The organism is Parashewanella tropica (assembly GCF_004358445.1).
Classification (GTDB): Bacteria; Pseudomonadota; Gammaproteobacteria; order Enterobacterales; family Shewanellaceae; genus Parashewanella; species Parashewanella tropica.
The window spans coordinates 3,571,085-3,591,913 of sequence record NZ_CP037951.1; the positions used below are offsets into that span (position 1 = coordinate 3,571,085).

At 41.3% G+C, this 20,829-nt stretch carries 26 protein-coding genes; 16 read left to right on the top strand and 10 right to left on the bottom strand.

Annotated features, from left to right (window positions below):
- Window positions 1-15 precede the first annotated feature (15 nt).
- The 5 genes from E2H97_RS15765 to E2H97_RS15785 all read left to right on the top strand — a co-directional run bounded on the left by E2H97_RS15765 (window position 16) and on the right by E2H97_RS15785 (window position 3,171).
- On the top strand, window positions 16-429 hold the full coding sequence (locus tag E2H97_RS15765) for a YjfI family protein (protein WP_133408020.1): 414 nt from the start codon (window positions 16-18) through the stop codon (window positions 427-429).
- Window positions 430-440: 11 nt separating this feature from the next.
- On the top strand, window positions 441-1,130 hold the full coding sequence (locus E2H97_RS15770; protein WP_133408021.1) for a PspA/IM30 family protein: 690 nt from the start codon (window positions 441-443) through the stop codon (window positions 1,128-1,130).
- 129 nt (window positions 1,131-1,259) lie between these two features.
- A complete protein-coding gene (locus E2H97_RS15775; RefSeq protein WP_133408022.1) occupies window positions 1,260-1,892 on the top strand; it encodes a hypothetical protein in 633 nt (210 codons plus the stop codon).
- A gap of 95 nt (window positions 1,893-1,987) precedes the next feature.
- Window positions 1,988-2,335, top strand: a complete 348-nt coding sequence (locus E2H97_RS15780) for a hypothetical protein (RefSeq protein ID WP_133408023.1) — start codon at window positions 1,988-1,990, stop codon at window positions 2,333-2,335.
- A gap of 23 nt (window positions 2,336-2,358) precedes the next feature.
- The gene (locus tag E2H97_RS15785; protein WP_133408024.1) at window positions 2,359-3,171 is read left to right on the top strand and encodes an ion transporter; all 813 of its coding nucleotides are present in this window, start codon (window positions 2,359-2,361) and stop codon (window positions 3,169-3,171) included.
- Between the two features lie 93 nt (window positions 3,172-3,264).
- Here E2H97_RS15785 and E2H97_RS15790 read toward each other — a convergent pair whose 3' ends face one another.
- A complete protein-coding gene (locus E2H97_RS15790) occupies window positions 3,265-3,882 on the bottom strand; it encodes a CYTH domain-containing protein (RefSeq protein WP_133408025.1) in 618 nt (205 codons plus the stop codon).
- 293 nt (window positions 3,883-4,175) lie between these two features.
- Between E2H97_RS15790 and E2H97_RS15795 the strand changes: the two genes are divergently transcribed.
- The 3 genes from E2H97_RS15795 to E2H97_RS15805 all read left to right on the top strand — a co-directional run bounded on the left by E2H97_RS15795 (window position 4,176) and on the right by E2H97_RS15805 (window position 6,926).
- Window positions 4,176-4,856, top strand: a complete 681-nt coding sequence (locus E2H97_RS15795) for a TIGR00153 family protein (protein WP_133408026.1) — start codon at window positions 4,176-4,178, stop codon at window positions 4,854-4,856.
- A 24-nt stretch (window positions 4,857-4,880) separates the two neighbouring features.
- Window positions 4,881-6,149 (top strand): inorganic phosphate transporter, encoded by a 1,269-nt coding sequence (locus E2H97_RS15800; RefSeq protein ID WP_133408027.1) that lies wholly within the window; start codon window positions 4,881-4,883, stop codon window positions 6,147-6,149.
- Window positions 6,150-6,317: 168 nt separating this feature from the next.
- A complete protein-coding gene (locus tag E2H97_RS15805) occupies window positions 6,318-6,926 on the top strand; it encodes a TIGR04211 family SH3 domain-containing protein (RefSeq protein WP_170308327.1) in 609 nt (202 codons plus the stop codon).
- Here E2H97_RS15805 and E2H97_RS15810 read toward each other — a convergent pair.
- On the bottom strand, window positions 6,879-7,313 hold the full coding sequence (locus E2H97_RS15810; RefSeq protein ID WP_133408029.1) for a hypothetical protein: 435 nt from the start codon (window positions 7,311-7,313) through the stop codon (window positions 6,879-6,881). The two genes, E2H97_RS15805 and E2H97_RS15810, sit on opposite strands and share 48 nt — an antisense overlap.
- Before the next feature lie 256 nt (window positions 7,314-7,569).
- Here E2H97_RS15810 and putA point away from each other — a divergent pair, with 256 nt between their 5' ends.
- The 5 genes from putA (at window position 7,570) to E2H97_RS15835 (ending at window position 13,781) form a co-directional block, all read left to right on the top strand.
- Window positions 7,570-10,749: a bifunctional proline dehydrogenase/L-glutamate gamma-semialdehyde dehydrogenase PutA gene (gene putA, locus E2H97_RS15815; protein ID WP_133408030.1), complete on the top strand. Its 3,180-nt coding sequence runs from the start codon at window positions 7,570-7,572 to the stop codon at window positions 10,747-10,749.
- A 146-nt stretch (window positions 10,750-10,895) separates the two neighbouring features.
- A complete protein-coding gene (locus E2H97_RS15820; RefSeq protein ID WP_170308328.1) occupies window positions 10,896-11,339 on the top strand; it encodes a hypothetical protein in 444 nt (147 codons plus the stop codon).
- 213 nt (window positions 11,340-11,552) lie between these two features.
- Window positions 11,553-12,137, top strand: coding sequence for a hypothetical protein (locus E2H97_RS15825; protein ID WP_133408032.1), 585 nt, complete (start codon window positions 11,553-11,555; stop codon window positions 12,135-12,137).
- Window positions 12,138-12,277: 140 nt separating this feature from the next.
- On the top strand, window positions 12,278-13,093 hold the full coding sequence (gene tcdA / locus E2H97_RS15830) for a tRNA cyclic N6-threonylcarbamoyladenosine(37) synthase TcdA (protein WP_133408033.1): 816 nt from the start codon (window positions 12,278-12,280) through the stop codon (window positions 13,091-13,093).
- Between the two features lie 76 nt (window positions 13,094-13,169).
- Window positions 13,170-13,781, top strand: a complete 612-nt coding sequence (locus E2H97_RS15835) for a superinfection exclusion B family protein (RefSeq protein ID WP_133408034.1) — start codon at window positions 13,170-13,172, stop codon at window positions 13,779-13,781.
- Window positions 13,782-13,895: 114 nt separating this feature from the next.
- On the opposite strand, the gene E2H97_RS15840 is transcribed toward E2H97_RS15835, so the two are convergent.
- The 3 genes from E2H97_RS15840 to fkpA all read right to left on the bottom strand — a co-directional run bounded on the left by E2H97_RS15840 (window position 13,896) and on the right by fkpA (window position 15,426).
- Window positions 13,896-14,024, bottom strand: a complete 129-nt coding sequence (locus E2H97_RS15840) for a DUF3149 domain-containing protein (RefSeq protein ID WP_133408035.1) — start codon at window positions 14,022-14,024, stop codon at window positions 13,896-13,898.
- Between the two features lie 139 nt (window positions 14,025-14,163).
- Complete coding sequence (locus E2H97_RS15845; RefSeq protein WP_133408036.1) at window positions 14,164-14,532, bottom strand: YacL family protein; 369 nt, start codon at window positions 14,530-14,532, stop codon at window positions 14,164-14,166.
- Window positions 14,533-14,637: 105 nt separating this feature from the next.
- Window positions 14,638-15,426 (bottom strand): FKBP-type peptidyl-prolyl cis-trans isomerase, encoded by a 789-nt coding sequence (gene fkpA, locus E2H97_RS15850; RefSeq protein ID WP_133408037.1) that lies wholly within the window; start codon window positions 15,424-15,426, stop codon window positions 14,638-14,640.
- A 318-nt stretch (window positions 15,427-15,744) separates the two neighbouring features.
- Here fkpA and E2H97_RS15855 point away from each other — a divergent pair, with 318 nt between their 5' ends.
- The 3 genes from E2H97_RS15855 to lpoB all read left to right on the top strand — a co-directional run bounded on the left by E2H97_RS15855 (window position 15,745) and on the right by lpoB (window position 18,046).
- Window positions 15,745-15,957: a SlyX family protein gene (locus E2H97_RS15855; RefSeq protein WP_133408678.1), complete on the top strand. Its 213-nt coding sequence runs from the start codon at window positions 15,745-15,747 to the stop codon at window positions 15,955-15,957.
- A gap of 95 nt (window positions 15,958-16,052) precedes the next feature.
- A complete protein-coding gene (locus tag E2H97_RS15860; RefSeq protein ID WP_133408038.1) occupies window positions 16,053-17,420 on the top strand; it encodes a COG3014 family protein in 1,368 nt (455 codons plus the stop codon).
- A 29-nt stretch (window positions 17,421-17,449) separates the two neighbouring features.
- Window positions 17,450-18,046 (top strand): penicillin-binding protein activator LpoB, encoded by a 597-nt coding sequence (gene lpoB, locus E2H97_RS15865; protein WP_170308329.1) that lies wholly within the window; start codon window positions 17,450-17,452, stop codon window positions 18,044-18,046.
- 48 nt (window positions 18,047-18,094) lie between these two features.
- Here the strand turns inward: lpoB and E2H97_RS15870 are convergent, their stop codons facing one another.
- The 5 genes from E2H97_RS15870 to E2H97_RS15890 form a co-directional block, all read right to left on the bottom strand.
- The gene (locus E2H97_RS15870) at window positions 18,095-18,661 is read right to left on the bottom strand and encodes a phosphoribosyltransferase (RefSeq protein ID WP_133408040.1); all 567 of its coding nucleotides are present in this window, start codon (window positions 18,659-18,661) and stop codon (window positions 18,095-18,097) included.
- Window positions 18,662-18,811: 150 nt separating this feature from the next.
- Window positions 18,812-19,357, bottom strand: coding sequence for a hypothetical protein (locus E2H97_RS15875; protein WP_133408041.1), 546 nt, complete (start codon window positions 19,355-19,357; stop codon window positions 18,812-18,814).
- A gap of 121 nt (window positions 19,358-19,478) precedes the next feature.
- Entirely contained in the window at window positions 19,479-20,153 is a 675-nt protein-coding gene (locus E2H97_RS15880; protein WP_133408042.1) for a GNA1162 family protein, read from the bottom strand.
- 2 nt (window positions 20,154-20,155) lie between these two features.
- Window positions 20,156-20,503: a DUF4810 domain-containing protein gene (locus E2H97_RS15885; protein ID WP_133408043.1), complete on the bottom strand. Its 348-nt coding sequence runs from the start codon at window positions 20,501-20,503 to the stop codon at window positions 20,156-20,158.
- Window positions 20,500-20,826: a putative periplasmic lipoprotein gene (locus tag E2H97_RS15890; RefSeq protein WP_133408044.1), complete on the bottom strand. Its 327-nt coding sequence runs from the start codon at window positions 20,824-20,826 to the stop codon at window positions 20,500-20,502. The genes E2H97_RS15885 and E2H97_RS15890 overlap by 4 nt, the downstream gene beginning before the upstream one ends.
- Window positions 20,827-20,829: the final 3 nt, after the last annotated feature.

Here is a 20,829-nt window from a genome sequence, read left to right on the forward strand (position 1 = left end):
TCAATAAGGATAATTATGAACATTCACGCAATTGCGAACTATCTCAATGAATTGGGCGATAAGGGAGAAACAGGCTTTAACTTTGACTGTTACCCCATTGATGGCGAAGTGGAAGTGCTACAAGTTAATGTCATTGATCGTGAAGAGATTCCAGTGTTTATCTCGGTAACCGATAATCAAATTCTGTGCATCAGTTATTTGTGGGATGAAGACGAGGTAAATCCAAACAAACGAACTGAAATGTTTGAAGCCATGTTAGAGCTGAATATCCCAATGCCACTATCAGCCTTCGCTAAGATTGATAACAAATATGTGGTCTACGGCGCACTGTCGTTAAACTCTAGCATGAATGAAATTGAGCAAGAAATTGCCGTGTTGTCGGAAAACTGTATCGAAGTTATCGACGAAATGGTCGCCTACTTGAAATAAGGAGAAAGGATATGGGCATTTTAAGCAAAATTCTAACCGCGTTTCGTGGTGGCGCCACTGAAATCGGCGAAAGCATTGTTGACGCAAACTCAACTCGTATTTTTGAACAAGAAATTCGTGACGCCAAAAAGCATTTAACCAATGCTAAGCGTGAATTGACGGATGTGATGTCAAAAGAAATGCAAGCCAATCGCGAAGTCGATCGCCTAAAGCGCAGCATTGATGAGCACGAAGGTTATGCGACTCAAGCACTTGAGAAAGGCAATGAAGCTCTAGCTCTTGAAGTTGCCGAAAAAATTGCGACGCTCGATCAAGAGCTGACTGAGCAACAATCAGCACTCGACAGTTTCAGCGCTCATGTCGCTCGCTTAAAAGAGTTAGTGAAAAAGACAGAACGTCAGCTATCGGATTATCAGCGTCAGCTTAGCATGGTTAAAACCACTGAAAGTGTACAAAAAGCCACAGCGACTATTTCAGATTCATTTGCCACCAGCAACTCCAAGTTGATGAATGCTAAAGAGTCGTTAGAGCGCATTAAAGCTAAGCAACAGCAATTTGATGATCGCCTAAAAGCTGCTGAAACGCTTGAAGATGAGAATAGCGATAATTCGCTACAAGCCAAACTTGCTGAAGCAGGGATTGGTGAAAAAACCTCGGATGCCAATGCGGTATTAGAGCGTTTGAAAGCTCGAAAAGGTTAAGTTAACCCACCCTTGCCCATCTATGTGAATAGATTAGAGGCACAGCGATTCAGTAGTCTGCTCCCAACCAGCGGCTACTTGAGTCGCTTTCTTGTTTAAACCGTATTCAATACCAAGTGAGGTAAACACATGGGATTTTTTAGTTCACTTTTTAAAAAAGAAACCCCTGAACGTCAACTAAACCACCCTGAGCAATTACTGATGGGTGATATGATCACACTTGACGATAGCTTTGCACTTCCTCCTCACTTACGCGGTCAACAGCTGAAAGTCGAATCCATTAATACATATGAGTATGAGCGATCCAAGCAAACCGAATGGCACCTAAAAGGAACAGGAAATCATAACCTCTACCTCACTATAGACAAGGACGAAGAAGCCTATTTAGCGTTCTCTCTCAAAATTACTCGAAGCGAAGTAGAGCAACTGTTTGATTTAGATACATTCAGCGAAATATTCGAAGAATCGTCACAAGCGGTTATTGAAGTAAACTCAGAACATCAGTGTGATGATTTAAGCCAATGGTTGGGTCAAACCTACCGACGTATTAAGTATGCTCAACAGGGCTTTTTCCACGATAAAGATTACCGTAATCAACAGACACCTAGCGATCGTGGCGATGAATTTGAAAACTACTTCTTAATTGATGACGAAGAAGCTCACGCAATTGACATCGAAGTTTACGATGGTGGAGAAACCGATGTCAGTTTAATTTTGTATCGCCCAATATCTGATATTCGCCAATACTGGCCTGCGGCATAAAGCCAGTATCATTTCAAAAAATACTGGCTAATCGTGGGGATTTTTGACATATTTAGCTCATTGACAAAAAATGTCATACAGAGGACAACATAGGCTTGAGTAACAGTAAAAGCAAACTCCCCGAAAAATGGCAACAAAGCCAAAAAGCCGCGAAAGCAACCCAAGTTGCTTTTGATCTGGATGAAAAATTTCAATACTCAATTCGCAAAGCTGCATTAGATTCTGGCGTTAGCCCTTCGGATCAAATTCGTACCATTTTGGGGCTTTCCGTTTCTAAACGACCCAAGCGCCCTCGCCTTACGGTTTCCTTGAGCCTAGATGACTATGCCTTATTAGCCGAAAAGTATGAGCTCGAAGCCGAAGATCAACTGGAAATAAAAAAACGTGTGTTAGATGATCTGGTTAATTTTGTAACAGACGAATTAAGCAGCTGCGACTGTTAAAACGATGTGGCAAGGACGATAATATGACACAGCGTAGACAGCTATTCGACAGCACCGATGGACCAGAGCCGTTTGAATTAGCGATGATGGTTCTGTCATTAATCGCCGTTACCATCATGCTATTTCTTGCTTTTGGTAATTTGTCAGCTCAAACACATAAGCTACTTTTTTTTATTGATACTGCCATTTGTATCGTTTTTTTAGGTCACTTTTTTTACGGCTTATTTCGTTCCAAACATAAACTTCACTATTTGAAACACCATTGGATTGATTTTGTTGCCAGTATTCCAGTCATAGAGCCTTTACGAACCGCACGACTATTTCAAATATTAAGAGTCGTGCGCTTGATCCGCAGTAGTCGCTCCTTACTTAATCGATTAATAAAGCAAAAAAAAGAAGCCACTCTAGCAAGCTTATTGGTTGCTGTATTTACCATATTATCCTTGTCGTCAGTAATGATTTTGATGGTAGAAAGCGGCATTAAAGGTGCAAACATTCATACCGCTGAAGAAGCAATTTGGTGGGCATTAGTCACGATATCCACCGTTGGTTATGGCGACCATTACCCTGTTACTACTGCCGGGCATATTATTGGCGGAATCGTGATCATCACAGGCGTAAGCTTCTTTGGTGTGATATCAGGCTATATGGCCTCTCTATTTGTCGCACCCGATGAAAATGAAATCAAACAAAGTCAAAGAGAACACCGTGAACAAATTCGACAAGAATTACATCAAGCCCTTGTGCGAATGGAAAATAATCAAAGACAGATGGAAATCAATCAACAGCAAATTCTTGCTGAGTTGGCAGAGTTAAAAAAATCAAAAAGTAGCTAGCCACCTTGTTTAGATTTGATTTCCAGGGCTTTTATCCCTACACAGGCTTCAGTCTTTACGCCAGTTACAAGTTCTAAATTTGTGAAATAATTGTTAGCGCAGCAAACTATACCCTCGCTGCGCTTTACTCACTTCGCTTTTTTGTAAGCCAAATTGCTCTATCAAAGGCTTAGCAAACTCAACTAAAGCATCAGGGTTACCAGAAATTAACTCCAATTCAACTTCACTTATTGGTAATTTTCGTTCTTTTCCTGTAAAACCTGAAATCACCTCACCATCATCTAAAACCACTTCAAATTGAGTACCTTCTAATTCAACTTTCCAAGTATTTCTTGTAAAGTGAGTACTGAATAAGCAAGTTAAATCTTGTTGGATTTGTTTAACATCAAAGCCGTTAGGCCAGATTTTTTTGGGAAACAAATCAAGATTTGGGATGTTTGCTTCAACTGGGTAATTGTATTCATGACGAACGTGAACCCCATCACACACTTCACCAGCCGTTTTGATCGTTTGTTCTTTGTAAGTATCCGCTGCCCTGATCCTCAACCCCATCTTAAAACGACTCAGTTGTAGCTCTTTCGTATCAAAGTAATCATTTTTTAATTGTTCTCGTTTTATGAATACGGCTTTATCGACTGACTCCATGTATTCAATAAATGCCTTATGCTGCTCTTGCGCTATAAGTAACTTCAACTCGACTTCTTTATTCATAAAAAATTCACCAATTTCATATTAAACTTTAATAATGTGAACAATTAACGTACTAAATGTAACATTACTGTCATACAAACGATTCACAATCAGCCCCGACTTCATATTATGAGAGTCAATGAATATAGAAGCACTTATAAATTTCAATCGATTGGTGGTTTTTACAACAAAACAGGTGCAAAATATGACCTGTAGATCGATTTTCATAGTGATAAGCTGTTTCAAAAAGCGGGTGCATAAGTTAACATTCGCCCGATTTTTCCATAAGGAATAACAGAAATAGGTACACGGCAATGCCAGTAAACTCTATTTTAGGCGTCTTTGCAAAATCGCCAATAAAACCATTACAAGAACATATAGACAAAGTACATGAATGTGCGTCTATCCTTGTTCCCTTTTTTGAAGCTACTGTAAAGCAAGACTGGGATGAAGCCGTAGCGCTTCGTAAACAAATCCGTAAAGCTGAGCAGCAAGCTGACATCCAGAAGCGAGAGATCCGTCTTCAGCTTCCAGGTGGGCTATTTATGCCAGTTGAGCGCACTGATCTACTAGAGCTTGTGACTCAACAAGATAAAATAGCCAACAAAGCCAAAGATATTTCTGGTCGAGTGATTGGCCGTAATATGGTTATCCCCTCTGAATTACAAGAACTCTTCTTTGCTTACCTAAATCGCTGCTTAGATGCAGTGTATATGGCCAAGGAAGCCGTTAACGAGCTAGATGATCTTCTTGAAACTGGGTTTCGTGGACGTGAACTCGATCTTGTGGAAAAAATGATCCACAAACTCGACAACATCGAAGCCGATACTGACGATATACAGATCCAACTTCGCCGCCAGTTATTTGCACTGGAATCAGAGTTGAATCCTGTTGATGTCATGTTCTTATACAAAATCATCGAATGGGTAGGCGACCTTGCTGACTTAGCAGAGCGCGCTGGCTCCCGTTTAGAGCTGATGTTAGCTCGCGTTTAATTCACAAAATTCAAGGTTGTAACAATGGTTGATGTATTAGTCACCAACGGTCCATGGCTGATTGCCTTTGCGGCCGCATTCGGATTCTTAATGGCATGGGGTATTGGTGCCAACGACGTTGCTAACGCAATGGGTACCTCTGTAGGCTCAAATGCCATTACTATTAAACAAGCTATCGTCATCGCGATGATTTTTGAGTTTGCTGGCGCATACTTAGCCGGTGGTGAAGTAACCAGCACAATTCGTAAAGGTATCATTGATAGCTCTTACTTCGTCGATGTTCCTGAACTGCTTGTTTACGGTATGATTGGCTCTCTATTAGCTGCTGGTATTTGGTTAGTTGTTGCGTCGGCGCTTGGCTGGCCAGTATCTACCACTCACTCTATCATCGGTGCGATTATTGGTTTCGCTGCTGTTGGTGTGGGTACTGATGCCGTTGCATGGGGCAAAGTTGCTGGTATCGTTGGTTCGTGGATCGTCACCCCAGCCATCTCAGGTTTCATCGCTTTCTTACTGTTCCAAAGTGTTCAGAAGCTGATTTTTGATACTGATAACCCACTAGCAAACGCCAAGCGTTATGTGCCTTTCTACATGGCTCTAGCTGGTTTTATCATGTCACTAGTCACCATCACTAAAGGTCTAAAGCACGTTGGAGTTAAGTTTGATACTCACGAAGCTTACATTCTGTCTTTAGCGATTGCTGCTATTGTGGGTGTGATTGGTAAGGTCATCATTGGCCGCTTAAAAATGAGTGAAAGTGCCGACAAAACCACGCATTTTGGCAACGTAGAGCGCGTATTTGCGGTACTAATGGTAGTCACAGCTTGTTGTATGGCGTTTGCTCATGGCTCAAACGACGTAGCTAACGCAATTGGCCCACTAGCTGCTGTTGTATCAGTAGTTCAACACGGTGGTGAAATTACTAAGAAAGCCGAATTAGTTTGGTGGATCCTTCCATTAGGTGCAGTTGGTATCGTAATGGGTCTGGCTATCTTTGGTAAACGTGTAATGCAAACCATTGGTAAAAACATTACTCACTTAACGCCAAGCCGTGGTTTTGCAGCTGAACTTGCAGCGGCGACAACGGTTGTTATTGCATCAGGTACTGGTCTTCCTATCTCTACCACACAAACCCTTGTTGGTGCGGTATTAGGTGTGGGTATGGCTCGCGGTATCGCAGCAATCAACTTAGGTGTAGTTCGTAATATCGTAGTGTCTTGGGTAGTAACTCTACCAGCAGGTGCGGCACTGTCTATCCTGTTCTTCTACATCATTAAAGGCATTATGAGCTAACACTCGCTTTTACAAAAAAGTAGATTTAAAGAGGGGAGCAAATTTGCTCCCCTCTTGCTTTCAGGCTTATAAATCCATAGCATAAATACTAATCCTCATTCATTTGTAATCTACACAGAGCTGAATGCAGATTGGTTTAACATTATTACAATTTATAGGAAAACTCTGGTGCTACGACTATTTGCTTTTGTTTTTTGTGTGTTGCTTTCGGGGCTATCTTCGGCTCAAGAAAACACCCGTTACATTTCAGAAAACATCTATATTTACCTGCACGCAGGTCCAGGCTCTCAATTTAAAATTCTAGGCAGTGTCGCGGCAGGCAAAGCTATTACGTCACTAGAAAAAATCGAAAATGGCTATGCGAAAATCGTTGACGACAAAGGTCGTGAGGGCTGGGTTCAAGCTAAAATGCTCACCAATAAACCCACGTTTCGTGTGACGCAACCTCAACTTGAACAGCAACTTGCTGATATACAGCAAAGTTTGAGCGAAAATGGCAGCAAAGAAGCACAACTCACCGAGCAGTTACAGCAAGCGACAGACAAATTATCACTTGCCGAAAAAGCAAAGCATAATGCAGAGAAAGAACTCGCTCATATCCAAGAGAAGACAAAGCAAGAGCTTGCACAGTTACAAGCGCAAGTTACAGAGCTTAAAGATGATGCTAAATATCAATTTTGGCGTGAGGGTGGAATGATTGCCGGTATAGGCCTGTTAATTGGCTTAGTACTAGCTTATCTTCCTAGACCGAGTCGCCAACGCAAAACTCGTTGGTAAATTCTTCAGACTTGGATTATACCAGTGCATCGCGCTTTGAACACTTGGGTTTTTAAGGCGCGATTTTACATATGTTTCCAATGCATGGCGTGTATGCTTTCTACTGAGCGTTTTAAGTACTCTTCCTCTTGCAGTATCTTCAACTCGATCAAAAAAAATCGGTTTTTTCTCCAAAAAAGTAATGGCATATGTACGTTTGGTTCGCTTTGCAATCACCTCAACTTCAATAGTTCCATCTGTTGGTAAACTTCTCTTACCACAAACACCATTAGGGACTTCCCAAACCTTCAAATATTCATTTACCACTGTCAAAGAGTCCACACCACCTCCAGCCATGGCTTCTTCAAGAGTATATGAAGGTTGGTAAGCATTAAAATGATAATCCATAGGCAGCCAGATTCGGTTAAACGGATTTAAATCCTACCAAAATGTAAATAAAAACCCTATTAATGAAACATTAACTTTACCTAATAAATACAACCAAAACTAAAGGAAAGAATTTTGAACAACTAAAGGCCATTTACCTCAACTTTGCTTGATCCTAACTAGTGTTCTTAATCACATTTATGGGTATAATCGCCGCAATTTCGAAATTGTATACAAAATAATACCCCGCTAAGTGGGTCGGAATGGAAATACGATTATGTTCAAAGCGAGTGAAGTATTGGCTGGTCGCTACGACAACGCCACCCTACCTGAACTGTTCCAAATCATTACTAACAACTATGCAGTCGATGAAGAGCAGTACTTGTCTGAGCTGATTGAGCTTGTACCCTCTTCTAACGAAGAGATCCAACGCATCACACAGCGTGCCCATGATATGGTGAACAAAGTTCGCCAATACGAAAAAAAAGGGCTAATGGTTGGCATTGATGCGTTTTTGCAGCAATACAGCTTGGATACCCAAGAAGGCATTATTTTAATGTGCCTAGCCGAAGCTCTGCTTCGTATTCCTGATGCTGCAACGGCTGATGCATTGATTGAAGATAAGCTATCTGGTGCTAAGTGGGATAAGCACATGAGTCAAAGTGACTCAATGTTGGTTAACGCTTCAACTTGGGGCTTAATGCTTACTGGAAAAATCGTAAAACTCGATAAAAGCATTGACGGTAAGCCAAGCAGTTTACTCGGCAAGCTAGTAAATAAAATGGGCGAACCAGTGATCCGCCAAGCCATGCTTGCCGCGATGAAGATCATGGGTAAGCAGTTTGTTCTTGGTCGCAGTATCGAAGAAGGTCTTAAGAACAGTGTCGATAAACGTAAGTTGGGTTATACCCACAGTTATGACATGCTTGGGGAAGCGGCGTTAACGCAAAAAGACGCCAAAAAATATTTTAAAGATTACGCTGATGCCATTCGAGCCTTAGGCGCACAAAGCTATAACGAATCAGAAGCGCCGCGTCCAACGGTTTCCATCAAACTTACCGCACTGCACCCACGTTATGAAGTCGCGAATACTGAGCGCACTCTAACTGAGCTTTACGATCGTGTAATTGAACTTATTACCCTAGCTCGTAGTGTTAACGTAGGTATTTCGATTGATGCTGAAGAAGCAGACCGTCTAGAACTTTCTTTAAAACTATTCCAAAAACTGTACCAATCTGAAGCGGCTCAAGGTTGGGGCTTACTGGGTATAGTGGTTCAAGCATACTCGAAGCGTGCGCTACCAGTACTCATGTGGTTAACTCGCCTCGCCAAAGATCAAGGTGATGAAATTCCGCTTCGTCTAGTTAAAGGTGCCTACTGGGACAGTGAACTTAAGTGGGCACAAGAAAACGGCGAACACGGCTACCCACTATACACTCGTAAAGCGGGAACCGATGTTGCTTATCTTGCCTGTGCTCGCTACTTATTATCTGAAGCCACTCGTGGAGCGATTTACCCACAATTCGCAACCCACAATGCGCAAACCGTTGCCAGCGTAACGGATATGGCGGGTGATCGTCAGTACGAATTCCAGCGCTTACACGGCATGGGTGAAGAGCTATACGATACTTTGTTAGCCGAAGCAGGTGTTAAAACAGTTCGTATTTATGCACCGATTGGCGCTCACAAAGATCTACTTCCATACCTTGTTCGTCGTCTCCTTGAAAATGGCGCCAACACCTCTTTCGTGCATAAACTGGTTGATCCTAAAACGCCAATTGAATCATTAGTGGTACATCCATTAGTGACCTTAAGAAAATTTAAGACCCTAGCGAATAACAAGATTGTTCTGCCAATTGATATTTTTGGTGAAGAGCGCAAAAACTCAATGGGAATCAATATGAATATTACCTCTGAATCTGAGCCATTTTTCAAAGCCCTAGAAACATACAAAGAGACTCAATGGACAGCGGGTCCTTTAGTTGATGGTGAAACCATCACCGATAACGGTATTGAAGTGCTAAGCCCATTCGATACTCGCCAAGTGGTCGGTAAAGTGTCACATGCCACTACACCTGTAATCGAGCAAGCACTATCTTCTGCGACGTCTGCGTTTAATGATTGGTGCCGAACTCCTGTTGAAGTAAGGGCAACTGCACTACAAAAGCTAGCTGACTTACTCGAAGAAAACCGTGAAGAGCTGATTGCCCTTTGTACTCGTGAAGCGGGTAAGAGCTTACAAGACGGTATTGACGAAGTTCGTGAAGCGGTCGATTTCTGTCGTTACTACGCGGTACAAGCTAAAAAGATGATGGCTCAACCCGAGCTTATGCCTGGACCAACAGGCGAGCTAAACGAGCTATTCCTTCAAGGTCGTGGTGTATTCGTTTGTATCAGCCCATGGAACTTCCCGCTGGCGATTTTCTTAGGTCAAGTTACTGCCGCACTTGCGGCGGGTAATACCGTTATTGCAAAACCAGCAGAACAAACCTGTATTGTCGGTTATCGTGCTGTGCAATTGGCACATGAAGCAGGCATTCCAACGAACGTTCTACAATTCCTGCCGGGTACGGGCGCCACTGTTGGTGCAACTTTGACTGCAGACGAGCGTATCGGTGGCGTGTGCTTTACTGGTTCAACGGTAACCGCAAAACGCATCAACATGACACTGGCTGAGCGCAACGGCGCTATCATTCCATTGATTGCGGAAACTGGCGGTCAAAATGCCATGGTTGTTGATTCAACTTCACAACCAGAGCAAGTAGTAAATGATGTAGTTTCATCATCATTCACATCTGCTGGTCAACGTTGTTCAGCGCTGCGTGTGCTTTACATCCAAGATGATATTGCTGATCGCGTATTAGATGTAATGCAAGGCGCGATGGATGAATTATCCATTGGTCACCCAGGACTAGTTAAAACAGACGTAGGCCCTGTGATTGACGCCATTGCTAAGACCAACTTGAATGCACACATCGACCACATCAAGCAAGTGGGTCGTTTGATCAAGCAAATCGACTTACCTGAAGGCACTGAGCATGGTCACTTTGTGGCACCAACGGCAGTTGAAATAGACTCAATCAAAGTATTGGAAAAAGAGCACTTTGGTCCAATACTGCATGTGATCCGTTATAAGAGCAGCGACTTAGATAAAGTCATTGCCGACATCAACTCAACAGGCTTTGGCTTAACCTTAGGTATTCACAGCCGTAACGAAGGTCACGCCTTAGAAATTGCTGATAAAGTCGATGTAGGTAACGTGTACATTAACCGTAACCAAATTGGTGCAGTTGTGGGCGTTCAGCCATTTGGTGGTCAAGGCCTATCAGGTACAGGTCCTAAAGCGGGTGGTCCTCACTACTTAACTCGCTTTGTGACTGAAAAAACTCGTACCAATAACATTACAGCGATTGGTGGTAATGCGACGCTACTTTCTTTAGGTGATAGTGAAGACTAAGTACTTTTAGTTTCATAGCAGTGTTAACTAAGCTGGCTAAATGCCAGCTTTTTTTATGATTAAAATTTGAGGTAGGTTAATTATTATTCATCTTATTGATTCGCACAGTATCGCCCTACACACTGAGAGTGTCGTATACGATTTAAATGATTAAACTCATGGCCGAAGCTAAATTTCCAACTTATACACATACTGCGGCCAAGATTTTTCAAGCCGCCTATGAGGCTGAAGCTCTAGAGTACAACAGAACAAAGCCCACAGATGCTTTTACTGTAAAAAGTTGGAGAACTGAGTACCGAATTTATTGTAAAGAAGGTGAACAACATTTTACAGTACAGAAGTGGTGTACTGCCTCACTGCATTGGCAAGATCTGTCACTTCGCTTTTATAATCTATCTGATTTTGAAGTGGAACTTAGTAACAATAATACTCAACATATTGCTCAACAATTTAGGACCATGATATTTGACCCTGAAAGACCTTCTTTTACAACTCGTCTTAAAGAGATCAAGCTAAAACTCAAGCCAGAAGTAACTGCCCCCCCAAAAGAAACCAAGAATAGCTCTTCTAAGTTAATTCGCATTGATTAACTGGGCTTTTAGGCAGTTTTAGCAAGGGAAGTAGTGATATTCTGCAACAAATGAGAATTATCAGTATTTCCAAACCATACAGTAGCTAGAGAGTGCCATTAACCTTCTGTTAGTCCTTTTACTGTCGCTATTAATCATGGTTCACATTATTTGACTCATTTTCTATACCATCCCACACTTAAATAACTTATACAAAATCAGTCGATTAATATCATGGCCGTTGCAAAACAATTCCAATTTTCTGACACTGCAGCCAGTCTTCTTCAAGCCGCTTATGAAGCACCTGTCACTACAGGCGAAACAATGCCCACTTCTTTCTTCACACTACAAAGTAATGGTGTCGAATATATGATTGATTGCGAACAAAGCAATCAACACTTTATAGCTATACAACTGAGTGGAAAAAAACGTTCTTTTTTGGAAAAAAAAGCAGATTCCGATTACTTAGTCGGTTTAAAAGTAGAATTGGGACGACTTCATATTCAAGATTTAATCAGAAAATATAGGATCATGATATTCGATAAAACTCGCCCCTCTTATCAAAATAGACAAGAGGAGGTATCGCAAGATACTCAGACTACACCAACTGCAATTAAAGCGCCTTCAGCAAGGCTAAAACCAGTAAAAATTCAATCACAAGAACGAGCATCCAAGGAACAAAAAATACCAGAACAGAACCTAGACGAATTTGACGTAATAGACATGACCGTAGAAAGTATGCTGCCGCCACTTCCAAAGGTTAAATTGGAATTAAGCGATAGCGGATCACTATCAGAAGATGAACCATTTTACATTTAAGAGTTATTTCTTGGTCACATAAGCTAGACAAAAAGTCATATACCCTAGAAGATGTATATGGTCTCCTCACTTTAATATTCAAAGGAATAAATAGCATAATTTGATATAATCTTTAGCCCTTTGTTTTTTGTGTATCCACTATGTCTGCTCCTGAACATCCATTTTCTGAATCTTATCTGCAACGATTCTCTGGTATCGGTCGTTTATACGGCCAACAAGCTTTAGCCACCTTTTCTCAAGCTCATGTTATGGTCATCGGTATTGGTGGCGTGGGAACATGGGTGGCTGAGTCATTGGCTCGCTCAGGTATTGGACGCATTTCTTTGATGGATTTGGATGATATTTGTGTCACCAACAGCAACCGTCAAATTCATGCGTTGAAATCCACTATTGGTCAATCCAAGGTTGCGGTGATGGCAGAGCGCATTAAGCAAATTAACCCAGAGTGCCAAGTGAATGAAATCGAAGATTTCATCATGCCTGATAACCTTGGTGAGTATTTACAAGGCCGAAAACAAGGTGGCGAGCTTGATTACGTTGTCGATTGCATTGATGCCGTCAAAGCCAAAGCCGCTGTAATCGCTTGGTGTAAGCGCAATAAACTGCCGATTGTTACCGTTGGCGGGGCTGGAGGACAAATCGATCCGACCCAAATTCAACTTTGTGATCTAGCCAAAACTCAGCAAGATCCATTATTGGCTAAAGTGCGTAATTATCTTCGCCGTGAATACAATTTCTCAAAAAATTTGTCCCGCCGTTTTGGCGTTGATGCCGTTTACTCGACAGAGCAATTGGTTTACCCAAAAACAGATGGTAGTGTTTGCCATACTAAGTCAGAGACCGATGGCAATATGAGAATGGATTGTGCGTCTGGCTTTGGCTCCGCCACCAGTGTCACAGGCACTTTTGGTTTTGTGGCGGCCAGCCGAGTATTAAAAAAACTCGCAGCAAAATAGCGCCTTTCAAAGATCTAACTGGCATAAATCCTGCCTATAAAACTGGGCAGGTTCAAATTTATGACGGTGAAATCTCATGCCCCAATTATCTCATTACATAAAGAAACACTTCACACAAACAAGATGGCTATTTAGCCTAATGTTATGGACGCTTCTCCTCAGCAGCAGCTTGCTATTTTTGCCCACACCTATCATTAAACAATTAGGGTTAGCCGAATTTCAACAAAGTCAGCAACAAGTGATCGGGCTCAGTCTCTTGATCTCTGCGGCGTATTTTTTAGCGAAAATTTGTGATCACTTATTAGATGTAGGTATTGACCATTACAGCGAGAAGCGAGTCTGCGCCGCTATAGATGAAAAAATCAATGTCTTTGATGCATATGAGCGTGCCCTACTTCGAGAATTCTTTTTACAAAGCAGTCCAGTACTTTCACTACCAATGGACAACTTAGCAGTAAAAAGCTTGTCAAAAGCTCACATTATTGAATGCATTGGTAACGAGCAACACTTCGCCATTCAGTCCGCTACAGCGGATTATAAAATTACCGTACAAGCCCGTCGAAAATTGAGCCGTAAAATTTTGCGATTACCTGAGGGCAAGCCAAATGAACTTGAACTGCAACGACTCATCAAGTCACGTCCTGCGTTCGTTAGTGGGAGCAATTCAACGAGAAAGCAAGTGGCATAAACTAAGCGATAAAGAGACAAATAAAAATCCGATATTACAGCCCGGAGAGGGGGGAAGGCCGTAATATCGGTGTCTACAATAGCAAGAACAAGGCAAGCTGAATAAGAAAAAGGATTATTCTGTACGTGACTTAACGACAAACATCCACAGGATATATGAAACAATGCCTAAGGTTGAAAAAATCACAATCATAGACAATAAACCAATCCAGTTGCCAAACATCAAGTCTAACCAGAATGCCATAGCTGAAATCCTCTTTCATTTAAATTCAGCTACAGCATAGTGCAGTTATTCGCCACAGTTTATGATCAGGATCAAACAAGTTTTGTGAACAATTTACGCTCGATTAAAACCGATGATTAACTTGATCCATATCAATCATTTACTTGCCAATAAAGGTTTTGTAACTCACTAAAGCTTGCTCAAAGTCTTCTAAACCACATGCGGCTGTTGACTCTGAGTCATACAAGTTCATGTGGTCTTGCAAATCTTCTTCGCTTTCTATTCCCAAGCTGTTATCAAAAACTAACGCCTGCTCTTGAGTAAGCTCAAGAGACAAGGTACGACCAATCAAACTCCACTCATGACGCTTGCCAGACTGTAATTCAGCAATGATGCTCTCTATTGTCAAAATTTTGCTTGATTCTTGAGTCAGCTCTTCAGTAAACCAACGACCCAGTGCATGGTGCTCCATTGAAAAAAAAGCGCGGATACTGTCATCAAAACTGCTGTGACGAAATTCGAAATCCATTGATACTACCTAAATGCTCTCGTTTAAATTGTTATACCATGACTTTTAGGGCGATAGACACAAAAAAGGCGCCAGCGGCGCCTTTTAACCCAATATCAAGCCTATTTAGTGGCTATGACCTGCATGAGAAGCGTCTTTGCTTTCTTCTTTCTTAGCATCTTCTTTAACAATCGATTTCAATACAACATCGAAAATCAAAGTAGAGTTTGCAGGAATAGTGCCCATATCACGGTCGCCATAAGCTAAGTCAGATGGGATCACGAAACGGAACTTAGAGCCCACAGGCATCAACTGAACACCTTCAGTCCAACCAGGGATCACTCGGTTTAGCTGGAACTTAACGGTTTGATTACGCTTATATGAGCTATCAAACTCAGTACCATCAATCAAAGTACCTTTATAGTGAACTTCAACAGTATCTGTTGCTTTTGGCTTAGGACCTTTACCTTCTTCTAATACTTGATACTCAAGACCAGACTTTGTGGTTACTACACCCGGCTTTTTCGCAAAATCTTCTAGGTACTTTTTACCAGCTTCAAGGTTCTTTTTCGCCATTTCATCAGCGTGAGATTTACGCTTTTCAGCTAAACGCTTATCTAGACCTTGTAACAGAGTTTGCATTTCTTCTTCAGTCAGTTTTGACTTGTCGTTAAGACCATTAGCAAAACCTTCAACAATCAAAGCGCGATCTACTGGTAAACCAAGCTCTTCTTGTTCTTTAATGTGATTTGCCATGTACTTACCGATAGAAGCGCCCACACTGTACGATTCTTTTTGTGCTTGTGTTGTCAGTTCAGTACCCGCAGTGTCTTTGGTGGTTTTTTGCTCTTGGTTACAAGCTGACAGACCTAATACGGCCAATGCCACTAAAGAAATTTTATATACAGACTTCATTTAAACGCTTCCTCAGCATTAGAGTCGTTTTAGCTAACCTTATGAATTACTTTACAAAGTCCATTTAACTTCATAAAGAAATTCACCGTTATTCGCTAAAAACGAAAATTAGTTAACGTATAGTAGAATACAGTAAGTCACTGTTTTAACGGCAGTAGCCATCAGTGTCAACCCTTTAGAACTATTCAGACTAAATAAGTTCAGCCATAATTCAGGGCAATAACTTATCATCTCAACACTTCCGCTATTGTGCTGTAACTAGGAACGCATTCATTGAAAAGGTACAATGAAGCCATTCTTCTCCAAATTGACATTTTTATGCCTACTCTGCAACAACAAGTGGATGATCTCGAAACCAAACTTAGTTTTCAGGAACTGACGATTGAAGAACTCAATCAAGAAGTCATTAAACTTAACGATATTATTGCTCAGCAGCAACATCAACTAGAATTAGTGGTACAAAAATTAGTATCGATGGAACCTAGCAACATTGCGAATCAATCAGAGGAAACGCCACCGCCTCATTATTAGCCTTGCATCAAATGGTGATTCATTACTAAGATAACAAGCAATTACACCTAAAAACGTGTGAAAATTCGGTTAGCTTTCAGCGATTAGGATAAAACATGAAACAAGTTTTGATCTGTTTAGTACTTTGTTTGTCGATCACAGGTTGTGCGACGAATAGCTTGTTTGTGAATTATCCTTCGCAAATCCAAAGCCAAAAGCAAGCGTTAAACTCATCACAACCTGAATCTCAATTATCACAACTGACTGAAAACATTTCAGGTAACGATGGGCTGTTATATGCTCAGGAAGCGGGTCGAGTAGCGCAAATAGCTGGTAATTTTGCTCAAAGTAAAAAATATTACCAACAAGCTATCAATAAATACCTTACTTTCGACAATAAAGCTGAGATCAGTGCCAGTGATCTCGGTGCCAATGCCAGTAGCCTGCTACTCAATGACAATGCAATTCCTTATGAAGGCCCTGGTTTTGAACGTATCATGCTTCATCAATACCAAGCCTTTAATTACTTATTCGAACATGACTTTCAAGGCGCATTAGTTGAAGTTCGCCGTGCCAATGAACTGCAGCAAATTCAGCAAGACAAATATGAAGAGTCCAAGAAGTCAGTGCAAAGAATTGCCAATGGCACAGTGGCGAGTCAGGTAGAACAGCTAAGACAAGGTACGGGCTCTGTAACCAGCTCTTTTCTTAATGCGTACAGTTACTATGTCACTGGTTTACTCCACGAAATATTAGGCAATGCCAACGACGCTTTTATTGATTACCGAAAAGCAGCCGCCATTTGGCCACAAAACCCTTTTGTAGAACAAGATCTCGTTCGCTTAGCCAAACAGCTTTCAATGCCACAATATTCGGACTTTCGAAGAAAGTTCGGTGAAGTAAAGCTCCCAAAACGTAACCAAGGCGAGCTGATTGTCATCTATGAAAAAGGCTTTGTGCAACCCAAAGGTCACTTTAGCGTTCCGTTTACTGTTCATGGCAACTGGCAGACCATCGATCTACCGACTTATAATCATGCTGCGACCTATCCTGGAGCTGCGACAATCTCAGGGTTGCCTTCTTCTCTGCACGCAGCGTCAATTACCAGTATTGATGCACTGGCCATGAACTCTCTAAGAGAAAATCTTCCTTTGATCTTAGCCAGACAAGTCGCACGAGTTTATGCCAAGGCCGAATTAGCGAGAAAACTTACGGGTAAACATCATCGAAAGAACGATCCATTCGACTTAGGCTCACTTGCCGTTCAAATATTTAATGTGGTAAGTGAACAAGCGGATAGACGCAGTTGGCTAACTTTACCTAATCAAGCTCAAATTGGGCGTAAATACGTAAATGCGGGTACTTATCCGATCAGTATCGAAAATAGCCAGACACAAAATATTACCATTCAAGCAGGAAGAAAAACCTTAGTCTGGATAGTGAATACTGGAAATTACGTTCGTTTTTATACAATATTAATTTAACAACCTTAAACACATTGATGGAACTGACTATGAAACAATTTAAATCTGTGCTCATTTTAGCGGGAGTGTTAGCACTCTCAGCCTGTCAATCCAAAGTTGAATATGGCGATGCAAAAGAAGTAGAAACCGTCAATGCCAACTTTGGCTCAACCGATCTGCAAGCCATCACCGATAAAATGGTGGATAGCATGCTGACCTTCCCACCAGTATTAATGCTAACAGCTAACAATCAACGCCCGATTATTTTTGTTGATAGCATTAAAAATAAAACTTCAGAGCACATTGATACTGAGTCTGTGACCGATTCAATCAGTAACCGTTTATTGCGTTCAGGAAAGTTCCGTTTCATCGACATGACAAAAGTAGATGCGGTACGTAAACAATTGGACTATCAAAACAGCTCAGGCATGGTTGACCCATCAACTGCCATAAAATTCGGCCGTCAAATCGGTGCCCAATATATGCTCTACGGCAATCTTTCTAGTATCGTTAAGCAGGCCGGTAGTACTAAAGATGTGTACTACAAAATGACCATGCGTTTAATGGACTTAGAAACAGGTTTAATTGAATGGTCTGACGAAAAAGAAATCCGTAAGACTAAGACGAAGTCACTCTTTGGACTTTAATCTGTTTTAGACAGTAAAAAGCCGATGGTTACATCGGCTTTTTTGTTGCTATACAAAAAGATGCTGGATATTCGCTAAATCCCCTTTGCCTTCAGCAATCTCTTCAGGAGTTAATCCTGAAACTTCATGTGGAAATACCAACCATTCATCAGACTCATGAATATAGTAATCGGGCTTTAAAGGCACTGCGGTATTGGCTGGTTTGTAATACGGGCAGGCGATACGAATATCTTGTGGTAGATTAAGACGCATTTGCTCTTTCAGTTTTTCAAGCAGAGCGTGAACTGAGCGCCCAGAATCAAACACGTCATCGACAATCAGCAAACCTTCGTCGGCATTGGCATTTTCAATAATGTAATGTAATCCATGAACACGGATCTCTTTGCTTTGCTTATCGGTACCAATGCCATAGTAAGATGAAGTACGAACGGCGATATGATCGGTTTCTACTTTTTTATAATCAAAAAATTCTTGAACAGCGATACCAATAGGAGCGCCACCACGCCAAATTCCGACAATATACTGTGGACGGAATCCACTCTCATAAACTTTTGCCGCTAAGCGAAACGAATCTTCCAATAATTGTTGCGCACTGATGTAGTGTTTTTCTGACATGACCAAGCCCTATTGTTGTTGTGACAATCTAAGAACTCCAGATAGAGCCCTTACACTTGGCAGGGAATTGTACCTGATTTCAAACGAAGACGCTTAAGAAAATTAGGGGCTGCATGCCTTGCGAGATGATTTTTGCAGCCCCTAGACCCTTTATTTCGCCAATGTTGAAAAGTCGGGATGTGTGACCACTTCTTTTATCAATGCCTGAACAGCATCTGGAAACGCCTGAATAACATGCTCACAAGCATCATGAGCTGCAAAGCTGGTTTTAAATTTATGCTCTACCGACACCGAATAACTGGATAAAGTTTGCGATGATAAATCTAACGATATTTTCCAACTTGCAGGGGCAACAGAGCTAAACGTCAGTTCAGTGATTTTTCCGTTTACTTTATCATTAGAGAAATGATCATAAGAGTTGGCTTGAGACAAGGCCGCAATAAAGGCCTCTCTGATGTATTTTGGTAAAGGTGTGCCTTTATCAACCGTTACGGTTTCCGTTAAGCGACATTTTGGGTCAGCACTAACCCCTTTAGCGGTATGAAAATGCCCTAAACTGATCTTCTTGCCCTGCTCGCCAATCGCTTGTTTAATGCTTAACACATTGGCTTTGGTCGGGTTGTCGATACTGGGCTTTGACGTACATGCACTGATATACAGACCCCAAAGCACGATTACACCAGTATAAATACGCATGAACTTTCCTTTTCATTAAATCCTTCTAGTAACAATACTAAATGAAAACGGAAAATTTGCTGCTTTCAAATATGAAAAGGCTGCAAAAATGCAGCCTCAATAAAAATTAAAAGAGAATCAATTACAACTTTTTCCCTTTCACTTTACTTTCTAAAACAGCGACATCTTGATGGTCTTTGCCATGCCTTAGGTGATATTTCCCTTTTGGCATTGTATAAATCATCTGTCCATTTACTGAACGAGCAACTTCAACATAATCGGTTGTAGCCGTTTTAACCGCAGTGACAATTAAATTAACAAGACCATTATTACTATCTCCTGACGTATTGAAAACGATAGTAGAGTTGTAATGCCACAGCTTCTCCTCAGAATGAGTAGAGTACAGCTCTGCCTTAGCTGCTACGGTTACATCACCTCTTACCACTGAGTAGTTTGTATCCCATTTTTTTAACGTCACGAAAAGTACAGCATCCACACCGAACAGCTGTTTATACTTTTCTAATGGAACTTGAACGGCCATAGCACCCTCAGTAATCCCCTCTCGGGCCAGAAACTTCTGAGTATAAGGAACTGACAAAACGTAATATCCCGATTCTGCTAGCGGATATGCAACGGTAGTAGAATAAAGCTCAATCGCATCAGCTGCAGTAGTATTATTGATCGCAGGCACGACCAATATAGAAGCTGGTTTTTGCGAATAGACTTTAGGGTAAGCTTCTTGTTTCGTAATAAACTTTGGCGGCGCTACACAACCGGTTAGGAAAACTACTGCGCATAAAAATAGTAATTTTTTCATTGTTATTTCCCTAATTCCTTTTTAGCCAGTGCAACAAACTTTGCTGATTCTGGATATAACTCCAATTCCTTATTCAAATGTTGAATACCTAAATCAACTCTGCCTTTTTCTGCTTCCATCATTCCAAGCTCAAAATACACACCAGGAGGTACTTGCTTAGAGTTTTTCTTTGCATCAACTACAATCTTGTTTAATTCGGCAAGGTGCAATTTAAACGTTTCTTCACTTGGCTCTTTAGTGTAGTCATATAGTGTATGGTTGTAATTTCCCCAGTGATACATGTCCTTATTTACAGCACACCCCGTAAGCGCTAAAAGCCCTAAAGCCAATATTATTGCTTTGATTCTCATCGAACATTCACCTCAAAAACGTTTCCATTTGATACATAGATTTTGCGCTTAACTACCACTTTTCCACCTCTCAAAATTTCAACAAGATGTGTGCCTGGTGTTAAATCAAATCGAACCACTTCTTTATCGCCGATATCAAAAGACTCAACGCTATCTTCCGAAATTTCCATTGAAGTTTGTCCATCAATTTTCAACGTCGTGTTCCAAAAGTCACCAGAAAGCTGCAAAAATGCTCCCTCTGCAACTTGGGTACTTGCTTTATAACTCGAACCACAACCCACTAAGCTAAAAGCTAAAAAAATCAGTAAAAATAATTTACGCATTTC

Coding starts and splice junctions, on each gene's coding strand:
- E2H97_RS15765 (WP_133408020.1), top strand. CDS start 16: ATGAACATTCACGCAATTGCGAACTATCTCAATGAATTGGGCGATAAG.
- E2H97_RS15770 (WP_133408021.1), top strand. CDS start 441: ATGGGCATTTTAAGCAAAATTCTAACCGCGTTTCGTGGTGGCGCCACT.
- E2H97_RS15775 (WP_133408022.1), top strand. CDS start 1,260: ATGGGATTTTTTAGTTCACTTTTTAAAAAAGAAACCCCTGAACGTCAA.
- E2H97_RS15785 (WP_133408024.1), top strand. CDS start 2,359: ATGACACAGCGTAGACAGCTATTCGACAGCACCGATGGACCAGAGCCG.
- E2H97_RS15790 (WP_133408025.1), bottom strand. CDS start 3,882: ATGAATAAAGAAGTCGAGTTGAAGTTACTTATAGCGCAAGAGCAGCAT.
- E2H97_RS15795 (WP_133408026.1), top strand. CDS start 4,176: ATGCCAGTAAACTCTATTTTAGGCGTCTTTGCAAAATCGCCAATAAAA.
- E2H97_RS15800 (WP_133408027.1), top strand. CDS start 4,881: ATGGTTGATGTATTAGTCACCAACGGTCCATGGCTGATTGCCTTTGCG.
- E2H97_RS15810 (WP_133408029.1), bottom strand. CDS start 7,313: ATGGATTATCATTTTAATGCTTACCAACCTTCATATACTCTTGAAGAA.
- putA (WP_133408030.1), top strand. CDS start 7,570: ATGTTCAAAGCGAGTGAAGTATTGGCTGGTCGCTACGACAACGCCACC.
- E2H97_RS15820 (WP_170308328.1), top strand. CDS start 10,896: ATGATTAAACTCATGGCCGAAGCTAAATTTCCAACTTATACACATACT.
- E2H97_RS15825 (WP_133408032.1), top strand. CDS start 11,553: ATGGCCGTTGCAAAACAATTCCAATTTTCTGACACTGCAGCCAGTCTT.
- tcdA (WP_133408033.1), top strand. CDS start 12,278: ATGTCTGCTCCTGAACATCCATTTTCTGAATCTTATCTGCAACGATTC.
- E2H97_RS15835 (WP_133408034.1), top strand. CDS start 13,170: ATGCCCCAATTATCTCATTACATAAAGAAACACTTCACACAAACAAGA.
- E2H97_RS15840 (WP_133408035.1), bottom strand. CDS start 14,024: ATGGCATTCTGGTTAGACTTGATGTTTGGCAACTGGATTGGTTTATTG.
- E2H97_RS15845 (WP_133408036.1), bottom strand. CDS start 14,532: ATGGATTTCGAATTTCGTCACAGCAGTTTTGATGACAGTATCCGCGCT.
- fkpA (WP_133408037.1), bottom strand. CDS start 15,426: ATGAAGTCTGTATATAAAATTTCTTTAGTGGCATTGGCCGTATTAGGT.
- E2H97_RS15855 (WP_133408678.1), top strand. CDS start 15,745: ATGCCTACTCTGCAACAACAAGTGGATGATCTCGAAACCAAACTTAGT.
- E2H97_RS15860 (WP_133408038.1), top strand. CDS start 16,053: ATGAAACAAGTTTTGATCTGTTTAGTACTTTGTTTGTCGATCACAGGT.
- lpoB (WP_170308329.1), top strand. CDS start 17,450: ATGAAACAATTTAAATCTGTGCTCATTTTAGCGGGAGTGTTAGCACTC.
- E2H97_RS15870 (WP_133408040.1), bottom strand. CDS start 18,661: ATGTCAGAAAAACACTACATCAGTGCGCAACAATTATTGGAAGATTCG.
- E2H97_RS15875 (WP_133408041.1), bottom strand. CDS start 19,357: ATGCGTATTTATACTGGTGTAATCGTGCTTTGGGGTCTGTATATCAGT.
- E2H97_RS15880 (WP_133408042.1), bottom strand. CDS start 20,153: ATGAAAAAATTACTATTTTTATGCGCAGTAGTTTTCCTAACCGGTTGT.
- E2H97_RS15885 (WP_133408043.1), bottom strand. CDS start 20,503: ATGAGAATCAAAGCAATAATATTGGCTTTAGGGCTTTTAGCGCTTACG.
- E2H97_RS15890 (WP_133408044.1), bottom strand. CDS start 20,826: ATGCGTAAATTATTTTTACTGATTTTTTTAGCTTTTAGCTTAGTGGGT.